Genomic DNA, 11,734 nt, shown 5'->3' with positions numbered 1-11,734 from the left:
CGGCGGCCGAGGATGACGACGGTGGAATTGAGCCACGACGACGGAGATGCCGCGGTGACTGGAGGCATGGGCGTTGGACAAAAACAAGCCGTTCGCTCAGCGACGCCCCACACTTCGTCATCCCAGGGCCCCGACCCTGGGATCCATTCCGTGATCCCACAGCACGGCACGCCCCAGCGCAGGGCAAGCCGCGCCCGCCCCCAGTCCAGCCTGTCACAGACAGCCAGCGGACCGGGTAAGCTCAATCCGTCAGTGACTCGAGTCAGGCGCGCGGCTTGGTGATGTCGTTGGGGCCAAGTGAGCTTGCAGCACTAGCGCTGACCAACATTCTCCGCGAAGGCGCAAATTGCCCGGCGCGAGGCCGGGCGCGCCGGTGTTACCTGGCCTTGCGGGCGGCATAGCGCTTGTCGCGTTTTTCCTTCATCGCCGCCATATCGGCAACGGCGCGCTCGGCGCGCGCCTTGTCTTCGGCTTCGCGGGCGAGGCGCTCGGCATGTTCGGCGGCATAGGCGGCTTCCGCGTCGGCGGCGTCCTGCGCGGCCTTGCGTTCCTGCTCTTCAAGCTTCAGCCGTGCGCGTTCGGCGTGGCGCTCTTCGCGCGCCTTGGCAATCGCTGCGCGTTCGGCGCGCCGTGCCACAACTTCGGGGTCATCCGCCTTTGGCGCCGCCTGCATTTTCTCCAGAAGCTTCTTCTTGGCTTCCATTGCATCCTGACGGCGGTCGGTGAAGGTGGTGCGTACTTGCTTTTTCAAACGAAATTCGTCCTTGGTAAGAAGTGATGCCGGTGCGGCAAGCCGCCACAAGCGGCGGTCTGGATGGTATTTGACCTTCCAGCAGCGTTTGTACACCCCTATCCGGTGATTTAGCGGAAACTATGACGATTCGCCCGGTTTCTGGTCCGGCAGCGCTGCGCCACCGGCTGGACCGACAGAGAATGCTGTGTATCCTGCAAGCAGGGCCTCCCTTGCAACGCCGACATGGATAGACTTGCAGGCACCTTCAATCCGGAACCGGTTCTGCCGCCATCCCCCGAATCGACGAGGCCCCGCATGCCCCTTACCTACGCTATCGGCGATATTCACGGCCGCCTGGATCTGCTCGAAGCCCTGCTGTCAGCCATCGGCGATGATGCCGGCGGGCGCCAGGCGCGCATCCTGTTTCTGGGCGACATCATCGATCGCGGACCCGACAGCCGGCGCTGTCTTGATCGCGTCCTGGCCACGCTGGACGAACTGCCCGGTTCGCGGCTGATTCTGGGCAACCACGAGGAATTCCTGCTCAATTTCGTAGATCGTCCGACTGAGCGGGCCGCCATTGCCAGCCGGTGGCTCGTCAATGGCGGCGTTGCGACGCTGCAGTCCTATGGACTTGATGACGGCGACGGTCTCGACAGCCTGGCAGCACAGCTTGCGGAAAAAGCCCCGGCCCATCTTGCAGGCCTGCGGACCGCCGACTGGATGATCGAGACCGGCAGCCATGTCTTTGTTCACGCCGGCATCGATCCGGATCTGCCCTTGAGCGGGCAGCAGCCCGAGACCACCCGCTGGATCCGCGACCGGTTTCTCGGATTCACCGGTCCGCTGGCCAAAATCGTCGTCCATGGCCACACCATCACAGCCTCGTCGCGGCCGGAAATCCACCACAACCGCATCGCGATCGACACCGGCGCGGTCCATTCCGGTCGTCTCACCTGTGCGGTTTTTGACCAAACCGCCCCGCCCCGCTTTCTTGCCACCTCCGACGACGATGGCGCCATTGAGGTCGGCGAGATCCGCCCGTTGCAAGGTCATGGTCGCGCCTAAACCGGACCCCTGCCCGGCTCAGACGCAAAACAGCGCGATGTGCAGCCGATCCGGGCATTTTGCCACCTTCCCCCATCGGCGCCCAAGCGCTACACCGTGGGCAAACCATTCTGAAAGGCAAAAAGAGATGAGTGACGAGACACGCGATTCCAATGGCACCGTGCTGGCCGATGGCGACAATGTCACGGTGATCAAGGATCTGAAGGTCAAGGGCACGTCCTCGACCGTCAAGCGCGGCACCATGGTCAAGGGCATAAGGCTCACCGGCAATCCCGAAGAGGTCGAATGCCGGGTTGAAAAGATCAAGGGCCTGGTGCTGAGAACCGAATTCCTCAAAAAGGCCTGATCTCAACAAAACGAAGCGCGGCTTTATCCCGGCTCGATCCCTGCGCGCCCCTGGGTCTGGCGCGCAGCGTCACCGTCGGATACCACGCTGGATCATCTGCGCGAACCGGTTCGACGCCATCACGTTCAGGTGCCGCAATAGGTGGTGTAGGCGCCGAAATCCGACGGCGCGCCAAGGGCATAGACTTCAAGGCCGGGGCGTTCGGTGAAGGGATCGGCAAGCACATCGACCAGCCGCTCGAACGGCTCGAGATCGCCCTTGCCGGCAGCCGCAAGCGCCGCTTCCACCCTATGGTTGCGCGGAATATAGACCGGATTGACCAGGTTCATCGCCCGGGCTCTCTCATCAGGAGAGCCCGGCTCCCGGGCAAGCCGCGCCTGCCACAGTGTCAGCCATCGATCGAACCCGGAAGGGTCCTGGAACAAAGCGCCGGCCACCTCGGCATCGCCGGCCGCCACCTGGCCAAGGCTGCGGAACACCCGGGTGAAATCAGCCGCTTGCGCTTCCATCACCGACAACAGTCCGGTGGCGAGTTCCATGTCACCCGGCTCCTCGACGGCGAGACCGAGCTTGGCGCGCATGCCCGACATCCATTCCTGCTCATAGACCAGCGGGAAACCGTTGATCGCGTCGCTTGCCTGGCGGACGGCATCTTCACTGTCATCTGGATTGATCAGGTCGAGCAGGGTTTCGGCCAGCCGCGCCAGATTCCATTGCGCGATCTTCGGCTGGTTGCCATAGGCATAGCGGCCGTGTTGATCGATCGAGCTGAACACCGCGGCAAGATCATAGGCGTCGATGAAGGCGCAGGGACCGTAATCGATGGTCTCCCCGGAAATCGTCATGTTATCGGTGTTCATCACCCCGTGCACAAAGCCCACATGCATCCATTTGGCAATCAGCGCCGCCTGCCGGTCACGCACCGCCGCAAGCAGCCGCAGATAGCGGTCAGGCTCGCTTGCGAGCTCGGGATAATGCCGGGCAATGGCGTAGTCGGCCAGTTGGCGCAAGCGCTCCGTCTCGCCGCGGGCAGCAAAATACTGAAACGTGCCGACACGCAAATGGCTCGATGCCACCCGGGCCAGCACCGCGCCCGGCTGAGGTCCGTCCTGGCGCAGGATGTTTTCGCCGGTGGTCACCGCCGCCAGCGCCCGCGTCGTCGGCACGACGAGCGCGTGCATTGCCTCGCCGATGATGTATTCGCGCAGCACCGGACCGAGCACCGCCTTGCCGTCGCCGCCGCGCGAAAACGGCGTCCGGCCGGAGCCCTTGAGGTGAATGTCGCAGCGCTTGCCCCGCTTGTCGATCACTTCACCCAGTAACAACGCCCGGCCGTCGCCGAGTTGCGGCGAGAAACCGCCGAACTGGTGCCCGGCATAGGCCATCGCCAGCGGCGCGGCGCCGGCGGGCGCTGTGTGGCCGGCAAAGATCGCAGCCCCTTCGTCGCCGTCAAGGGCCGAGGCCTCAAGCCCGAGGTCGTCGGCCAAGGCACGGTTGAAGCGGATCATCCGCGGCGCAGGCACCTCGGCGCCCTTCCAGGGCACGTAAAAGCCCTCGAGCTCGCGCGCGTAGGAATTGTCAAAATCGAAAGCTGCGGTGCTCATTGGTCTGGTCCTTTCTCGCCCTCAGTCTCCCTGCCGGCACGCCCGGCGCGGTCCTGATCGACGTCGAAGGCGACGCTCTCAAATCCCAGCGCCTCGATAAACCGGCGCGGATCGAGGCCGAAATCGGCAAAGATCACCTGAGTGTCGGCGTCAATGATGGTGAACCACGGCGTGCCAGCCGAGCGGTAGTCCTGCATGAAGCTCGGATAGCTCTCCCCCTCCCGTGCCACGTCATGGGCGAAGGGAATGGCGAGCTGATAGCGCTGCTGGTTGAGTCTGAGCTTGTCGACGGTGTTGTCCTTGAAATCCTCAAACACGGTCTGGATTGCCGCAAATCCCACGCCACTGGCGGCAAGATGGTGGTGCAGATAACGCAACACCGGGAAACCGCGTGAATGGCAACCCGGACAGGCGTGTTGAAAGCAGAACAGGATTTTCATCCCCTCGCCCAGTTCCCGCAGCGTCAGCGGCAGCCGGTTCTGGCCTTCACCGTCAATCCAGTGTTGCACCCGAAGCTCCGGAGCGGAGCGGTGCAGGGAACCAAATTGCATGAGCCATCCTTTCCGCAGTCGGGGTTGCCTGAGCCATGATGCAGCTCAACCGGGGACAAGCGGCGAGTGTGTCCACCGCCGCCATGCCCGGTCACACCGGTGGCGCGCCGGCTATTCGGCGGCGGCGCGCTTGGGCAGCACCCAGCCGGGCCGCACGAAATGGCAGGTATAGCCGTTCGGGATCCGCTCGAGATAATCCTGATGCTCGGGTTCGGCCTCCCAGAAATCGCCCACCGGCTCGACTTCCGTCACCACCTTGCCCGGCCACAGACCCGACGCATCGACATCGGCAATGGTGTCGAGAGCCGTCTGCCGCTGCTGCTCATCGGCATAGTAGATCGCCGAGCGATAAGCCGTGCCGCGGTCGTTGCCCTGCCGGTTGGGGGTAGACGGATCATGGATCTGGAAGAAGAATTCCAGCAATTGCCGGTAGCTGATCCGGTTCGGATCAAAGTAGATCTCGATGGCTTCGGCGTGGGTGCCATGGTCACGGTAGGTGGCGTTTTTCACGTCACCGCCGCTGTAGCCGACGCGGGTCTTCTCAACGCCGGGCATCTTGCGGATCAGATCCTGCATGCCCCAGAAGCAACCGCCAGCCAGAACTGCGCGTTCAGTCATCTAGATATCCTCCACCTGGTCAAGATAATCGCCATAGCCTTCAGCCACCATGTCGGCTTTCGCTACAAACCGCAACGAGGCCGAATTGATGCAGTAGCGCAATCCGCCACGATCTTTGGGCCCATCGGGAAACACATGTCCGAGATGGCTGTCGCCATGCGTGGACCGCACTTCGGTACGGATCATGCCAAGGCTGGTATCGCGAATCTCGGCCACATGTGCGGGCTCTATCGGCTTGGTGAAACTGGGCCAGCCGCAGCCGCTTTCAAATTTGTCGGACGAGGCAAACAACGGCTCGCCGGAGACGATGTCGACATAGATCCCGGCCGCCTTGGTGTCGTTGTACTCCCCGGTGAACGGCCGTTCGGTTCCGCTCTGCTGGGTCACCCGAAACTGCTCGGGCGTCAGCTTGGCAATGGCATCATCAGTTTTCTCGTATGGTCGGGTCATACCGGGCTCCCTCTCCAAAGGTTTTGCTCTCAGTCTAGAACGTGGGACACGGCGAGTTCATTTTCAATCGCCCTGCTTGTCTGAACGTCGGCTCAGGCCAGCTTTCGGGTCAACTTATGGTGACCGAAGGCGAAACGCCTCAATATTCGCGTTCAAAGAAGATGCCGCCCTTGGTTTCGCCATCGGAACCGGCTTCACCGCGCAGCTTGATGCCCTTGCCGATATCGAGATCAATGCGCGCCTTGCCCGACCCTGCCGACGAGCCGCTTTCAATCCCCAGATAGGTGCGGTCATTGAGATATTTTCCCACGCCCAGCGACGTGTCGCCGGTCTCCTCGTCGGTGCGCACATCGATGTCGTCCACGCCGGTGGCGCGGCGCAACTGCTCCACCAGACCGCCGCCGTTGACCACCCCGGTCAATTGTCCGGCGGCTTCGGCCAGTTGCGCGATCTGAAGCGGCGACAGGCTGCTCATCGAGCGGCCAAACACCAGTTGAGCCATGACTTCGTCTTCCGGCAGTGAAGGGCTGGAGGTGAACGAAAATTCGGGCGCGTCCGCCGGTCCGGTCACCAGAACGGTCACGGTGGTGCTGCCCGACCGACTTGTTGCCGCCAGATCCAGATAGGGCACAACAGAGCCTGCAAAGCTCAACGAGCCGCGGGTGAAATCCAGCCGCTTGCCCAGTACACTGAGCCGGCCGCGCACCAGGTCGAAGCCGCCCGATGCGATTGGCCTCCCGGTGGTGCCGGTCAACCGCAGCGATCCGCCAAGCTCTACATCCATGCCACGGCCACGCACGAAGATCCGGCTCGCCTGCAGTTGCACATCAAGCCCCAGACCATCCGAAGCTCCCGCCTCGCTGCCGCCCGAAAGCCGCTCGGCCTGGGCCTGAATGTCGGCAGGGGCATTTCTATGGGTCACATCCAGCCGCGCGATCGACGTCGGCAGCGTATCGGGAACGGTGAGTGTGGTTTCGTCGAGCACGATCCTGCCACCCAACTGCGGCAGCGCCGTCAGCGCGCCGGTGAGCGTCAGATCGGCATCAAACCGGGTTGCCACCATCTGCCCGTCCGCATAGCGCCCGCGCGAAACCTTGAGCTTCAAGTCAGCCGGAAAATTCGCCGCCGGATCCAGCCCGACCGTGCCAGACCCCGTGATCTGCCCGCCAGAGGCGAGCTCTCCCGACAGTGTCCGGATAGAGGCCTGATCGGTAGACAGTCCGATATCGACCGCGAGATCGTTGATCGCCACGCCCGAGCGTCCGTCAACCAGGCGGCTGCCCGATGTGGTGATGGTCCCCGAATAGCGGGGCGCGCGCACGGAACCGGAGATGGCGATGTCGGCTTGCGCCGCACCGGTCAGCGCCAGTCCCTGTTTTGCAATGGCGCCCGACAGCAACGAAAACGGCACTGTGCCCTTGATATCAGCCGAAATCGCCTGCGCGCCGGCAGTATCCAGGGCGCCGGATGCAGTGAACGCCAATCCGCTGCCGTTGGCCCGGGCGTTGAAACTGAGTTTTCCGGCCTCCAGACCGCCGCTTGCATTGACCGCCAGCGGCACATCGGCGACCGACGAGGCCGCCGCAGCCCGCACATCGTTGCCGGTCAGGTCATACCGGATCACCGGCGCCGAGGCCTTGCCCCGCACAGTGACCGTGCCTGCCAGAACACCCGACAATCCCGCCCCTGGCGCCACCGCATTGACCGATGTCAGCGGCAGGCCCGAAATGGCAACATCGACAGCCAGCGTCTCTCCGGCCGAGCCGGTGACAGAAATCCGACCGCCGCCGGGAGAGATGACCAGCCGCTCGATTTCGGCCACGCCATCGCGCACCACCACCCGGGCCGGTTCGCTCAGCGTGACTCCGAGGCCTTTCCAGCTTGTCCGCGCAGTCTCGATTTCCAGTTCCGTGCCGTTGTCGCCGGCTCGCACCCGCGCAGTCAGCGAAACCGGCAGTCCGGCGGCTTGCGCCTTGCCTTCGATCACCGTCCAGCCGCCGGCTTGCGACAGCGCAGCGGACAGGTCCGAAACATCGGTGCCGCTTGCGCTTAGCGCGGCAACATCCAATGTGCCGGTGGGTTTCGCCGTCCCCATCAGGTCCTCGATGCTGGCCTTGAGCCGGGCATCACGGACGCTGAACCCCTCGCCCGAAAGCTCGGGAAAGCCAAGCTGGACGTCTGCGATTGCTTCAGTGCCACGCACATCGAACCTGATGGTGCCGCCACCGCTGCCGTTGATGGCTTGCAGCGCCAGTGCCGACAAGGCGCCGATCTCCTTGAGGTCGAGATCAATTGTGCCCTTGGGGCGATAGGCCTCATCAAGCACAAGCGCCCCCGATATCAGATTGTCCGCAACCTGCAGCCGCAACGGCTCGATCCGCACCGCACCGTCGGATTGGCTCACCACGACGCTGCCTTCGACCGGGCGCCCCTCCAGGGCTCCGGAGAGTGTGACATCGGCCTGCGGCCTGGCAGGATCCGCCACACCCGTGGCTTCAAGCACCAGGCCGGACAGATCACGGCCCTGAAGCTGGAGCTGGTTGCCGGTAAGTCTCGCCTCAAAGGCCGGTGCCGATGCCTTGCCCGATAGGCTGGCGGTTAGATTCAGGCCACCGGACACCGCAGCGTCTGTTCCGGCAAGCCTCGACAGGCTGGCGGCGATGTCAGCGGCAATGTCCCCGTCCGCACTCAGGGCCACACCGCCGGAGGCCTTGGCGAAGTCGGACGCCACGTCAAAATCGCGCACGGTCAGCGCGCCACCCTCATTGCGCGCCACCACCGCCGTGAAAGCCGTCTCATCCCCCAGCATCTGCGGCGCCTGCGGTGAAATCACCGCATTGCGGATCCGGCCCGAGAGATTGGCCTCCAGCACGCCCGAACCGGCAAGAGACAAGGTCTCGATCAGCACTGTGGCGACACCGGATTTGAGCTGAAGCTGGTCGCTGGCAATTGCCCCTTCCGCATCGAGCGCCACGGCGCCCGAGAGCGTCACGCCACCAGCTGTTGCGCGGGCGACAATGTCGTTGCTCGCACCCACGGCCGCCAGTCTGACCTCGATCTGGCCGGTTCCGCTGCGCGTTGCCAGCGCGAACCGGTCGAAATCCACGACCGCGGACACAGCGTCTGCGCTGAAATCACCCCCGGACACCCGGTCGGTTGAAATCTCCAGCCGCACCGCAGCCTCTTCGGCAGTGCCGGTGATACGAAGACTGGCATCCGGCACGTCCACGCGGACACGCGATGCATCGGCGCCGAACTCCAATGCGGTGGCTTCCGGTTGCGCTGTCACCGATAGGCGAAGATCCACGTCACCTGCCTTGGCCACGCGGCCCCGGCCCTGCGCCGACAGCTTGCTCGAGGAAAAGGTGAAAATGTCGATCACCGCGCCGTTGCGATCCGGCTCCAGCAGGCCTTCGAGCATGAGTTCGCTGCGCCCGGCCACGATCTGGCCAACCGATGGCGGCAGGAACTGGGCGAACGCTCCATTGGCCTGAAGCGAGACAGCGTCACCCGCCTCCCCGGCGACCATCTGCAAATTGGCCTCGGCCACGATCTGGTCATTGATCGTTCCGGCTGCATTGAGCCGCCAGTCTGCGAGCGACCCTTGCGAGGTTGCCGTCAGGGAGAAGGCGTCCTGTTCCGAAAGCTGCAGCAGATGCGCCATCACACCACCGGCCGGTTCCGACAAGGTGGCCGATATGTTGAAGCGGTCTTCGGATTTGAGATAGTCGGCATCCAGTGTCAGTTCGCCACCGACCCCGTCGATGCGCTTGACCACCAGGTCAGCCAGCGCTGCCGACATCGCGCCGTCAACCCGTGCGCTGCCCTTGGCCTCAAACCGTGCCAACTGTCCCGCCACCGCCTCTCCCACCAGAATGTCGGGCGCCGAGAACCGCTTGATATCAAACGCCAGCGGCAGGACCAGAGCCCCCTCATCAGTCTCGCTACCGGAGCCTTCCGGCAGCCGCGCCAGTTCCACCGCGTCAATGGAGATGTCGTCGATGGCCAGCCCGGCGCTGAACAGCGCCAGCGGCGACCAGTCGATGCTGATGCCCTTGAGCAACAGCCAGGGCTCACCCTCTGCATCGCTCAGCAGCACATGACCGATCCGCGTTGACCCTGACAGCAGCCCGTCGATCCGGTCGATCTCCACACTCTGCTCGGCACTCGAGCCAAGCCGGTTCAAGGTCAACGCAATCAGCCAGCCGCCCGGCGTGGTGGTAAAGACCAGGACCGCAGCAGCAAGACTGACAAGCACGAGGATGGCAAGCCAGCGAATCGCGCGCCAGATCGCGCTCGGACGGGATCTCTGTCTTTGCGTCGCGGCCATGTCAGAATGCCTGCCCGATCCCGGCATAGATTCCGTAATCGGGATCCGTCGGCCCCTTGTTCAGAGGCACGGCGACGTCGATACGCAGCGGACCGAACGGTGTTGCGTAGCGCAGGCCCAGACCGGCGCCGGTCTTGAATTCGGCATCCGAGAAATTCTGACCTGCACTCACCAGACCGGCATCGACAAACGGCACGATGCCGATGGTATCGGTGATGCCGATGCGCACTTCCGCTGATGTTTCGATAAAGGAGCGGCCGCCGGTCGGTTTGCCATTGGCGTCCACCGGGCCGATATCCTGATAGCCGTACCCCCGGACCGAGCCGCCGCCACCGGCATAAAACCGCCGGTTGGCCGGAATCGCTGCCAGATCGGCGCCGTAGATCGATCCCGCGGCAAGTCGTCCCGCGAGCACGAAGCGCTTGTCGTCGTCCAGCGCCCGGTAGGCCGAGGCCTCGCCGCGCAGCTTGACGAAACTTGCGCCGCCATTGATTTCGTGGGCCGGCTCGATCAGCAGCGCCAGACGTGTGCCGGTGGTCGGATTGAGCTTGGTGTCGCGGGTGTCGCGGACATATTCCAGCGGCAACGCCACAGTAATGGTCTCAAGATCGACATTGAAGCTGTCGGTCAGCCTGGCGTATTCAACGTCGATGCCAGCCGAGATCGTTTGATCGGCGGTGAGTTCGTAGGTAATGCCGACCCCGCCGGTGACCGAGAATCGCCGATAGGCGTCGGGGTTTTCCTGCTTGACCTCGAGCTTGGAGGTGAATTTGGAGGCCGGCCCGAGAACGCCGGGCTTTTCAAACAGCATCGCGCCGCGCCAGGTCATGTCTTCTGCTTCGGCGGTTTCGCCCAGACTGCTCACCGATCCCTCGATGCGGAATTTCTCCGCTCGGCCAAACAGGTTGCGGTGTCCCCAATAGGCCTCCAGCCCGCCGCCATCGGTGGAGGAGTAGGTCGCCCCGGCACCGAGAAAGCGGTGTTTGCGCTCCGCCACCGTCACCTGAACAGGCAGCGTGCCGTCGGCGGAAAGGCTCTCGCCGCCCCGCACGGACACGGTCGAAAACACCTCAAGCGCCTGCAACCGCTTTTCTGCCGCAGCAAGCGCTGCCGGATCGTACTGCTCGCCATCGGGAATACCGGCCATCCGGGCGATGAATCGCGAATCGACACTTTCGGCCCCGTCAACCGCGGTCTGGCCAAACGGCGCAATCGGCCCGGCCTCGAGCCGCAGCGAGACATCGATAACGCCGCGGGCGTGATCGGCGACAATATCGCGGCCGGAAACCCTGGCAAACGGATGACCGGTGTTCTTGAGATCCCGAACCAGCGCTTTTTCGGCATCGAGAATCACCGTCGATTTGGCCAGTTGCCCCGTGGTCAACCCTTGTGTTTGAGCGCCATAGGCGCGGCCATCGACGTCCTGAATGGCGATCTCGCCGAAACGGAACTGTTTGCCCGGTTCGACCAGAATGCGGACGGGAACCGGTTGAGCGCCGCGCAAATCAGCATCAGGCGGCAAGTCCGCAAGGCGCTTTCCATCGAGAAAAATGCGAACTTCCCCGGCATAGCGGGCGTTTTCGTACAGAGCTGCAATCAGTTGTTCGAAATCGCTGTTGGCACGCTGGATCAGCCCGATCGATCCGGACACCGGCCGGTCCGCGCCCTGAACCAGTTGTGACGCGGCTTCCAGCTCGCTGCGCAGAACCCCTTCGGGATCACCCGGAACCTCGATCGCCACCGCATAGGACAATGGATCAGCAACCACCACCGCCTCGTCGGCTTCGGATTCAAACAGCTTGAACCCGAAGATTTCCAGGGCATCGGCCGGCACAGGCGCCGTGGTGGAGATCAGGCCGCAGAGCAGGCCAGAGATCAGGGCAGCCGGAAGGCTTCGCAGCCACAAGGGGCCGCGCGCTTTGGAGGTCCTGTCCCGCACGTGTCTCATCTCATCCAATCTACAGGCCATGTGTGAATGCGCCCTGAACGTATCTACTCCATAAACCAGCGCCAAAATATGGGCATCATGAAAAA

At 63.6% G+C, this 11,734-nt stretch carries 9 protein-coding genes; 2 read left to right on the top strand and 7 right to left on the bottom strand.

The genetic code is table 11. The annotated features are described in order from the left end of the window. Window positions 1-376: 376 nt before the first annotated feature. The gene (locus PZ897_RS05055; RefSeq protein ID WP_275750471.1) at window positions 377-751 is read right to left on the bottom strand and encodes a DUF6481 family protein; all 375 of its coding nucleotides are present in this window, start codon (window positions 749-751) and stop codon (window positions 377-379) included. Window positions 752-1,048: 297 nt separating this feature from the next. On the opposite strand from PZ897_RS05055, the gene PZ897_RS05050 reads away from it, so the two are divergent. Beyond that, window positions 1,049-1,801, top strand: coding sequence for a metallophosphoesterase family protein (locus PZ897_RS05050; protein ID WP_275750470.1), 753 nt, complete (start codon window positions 1,049-1,051; stop codon window positions 1,799-1,801). A gap of 127 nt (window positions 1,802-1,928) precedes the next feature. Beyond that, a complete protein-coding gene (locus tag PZ897_RS05045) occupies window positions 1,929-2,147 on the top strand; it encodes an alkylphosphonate utilization protein (RefSeq protein ID WP_275750468.1) in 219 nt (72 codons plus the stop codon). Between the two features lie 125 nt (window positions 2,148-2,272). Here the strand turns inward: PZ897_RS05045 and PZ897_RS05040 are convergent, their stop codons facing one another. The 6 genes from PZ897_RS05040 to PZ897_RS05015 all read right to left on the bottom strand — a co-directional run bounded on the left by PZ897_RS05040 (window position 2,273) and on the right by PZ897_RS05015 (window position 11,648). Continuing rightward, a complete protein-coding gene (locus tag PZ897_RS05040) occupies window positions 2,273-3,751 on the bottom strand; it encodes a YdiU family protein (protein ID WP_275750466.1) in 1,479 nt (492 codons plus the stop codon). Beyond that, a complete protein-coding gene (locus tag PZ897_RS05035) occupies window positions 3,748-4,302 on the bottom strand; it encodes a TlpA family protein disulfide reductase (RefSeq protein ID WP_275750464.1) in 555 nt (184 codons plus the stop codon). The genes PZ897_RS05040 and PZ897_RS05035 overlap by 4 nt, the downstream gene beginning before the upstream one ends. 111 nt (window positions 4,303-4,413) lie before the next feature. Continuing rightward, window positions 4,414-4,920 (bottom strand): peptide-methionine (S)-S-oxide reductase MsrA, encoded by a 507-nt coding sequence (gene msrA / locus PZ897_RS05030; protein WP_275750463.1) that lies wholly within the window; start codon window positions 4,918-4,920, stop codon window positions 4,414-4,416. Then, window positions 4,921-5,370, bottom strand: a complete 450-nt coding sequence (msrB, locus tag PZ897_RS05025; protein WP_275750462.1) for a peptide-methionine (R)-S-oxide reductase MsrB — start codon at window positions 5,368-5,370, stop codon at window positions 4,921-4,923. Between the two features lie 139 nt (window positions 5,371-5,509). Continuing rightward, window positions 5,510-9,700, bottom strand: coding sequence for a translocation/assembly module TamB domain-containing protein (locus tag PZ897_RS05020; protein WP_275750460.1), 4,191 nt, complete (start codon window positions 9,698-9,700; stop codon window positions 5,510-5,512). Window position 9,701: 1 nt separating this feature from the next. Continuing rightward, entirely contained in the window at window positions 9,702-11,648 is a 1,947-nt protein-coding gene (locus tag PZ897_RS05015; RefSeq protein ID WP_275750459.1) for an autotransporter assembly complex family protein, read from the bottom strand. Window positions 11,649-11,734 lie beyond the last annotated feature (86 nt).

This window comes from Hoeflea sp. YIM 152468 (assembly GCF_029210485.1).
Taxonomy (GTDB): Bacteria; Pseudomonadota; Alphaproteobacteria; order Rhizobiales; family Rhizobiaceae; genus Hoeflea.
This window is presented reverse-complemented; position numbering and strand designations above follow the sequence as displayed.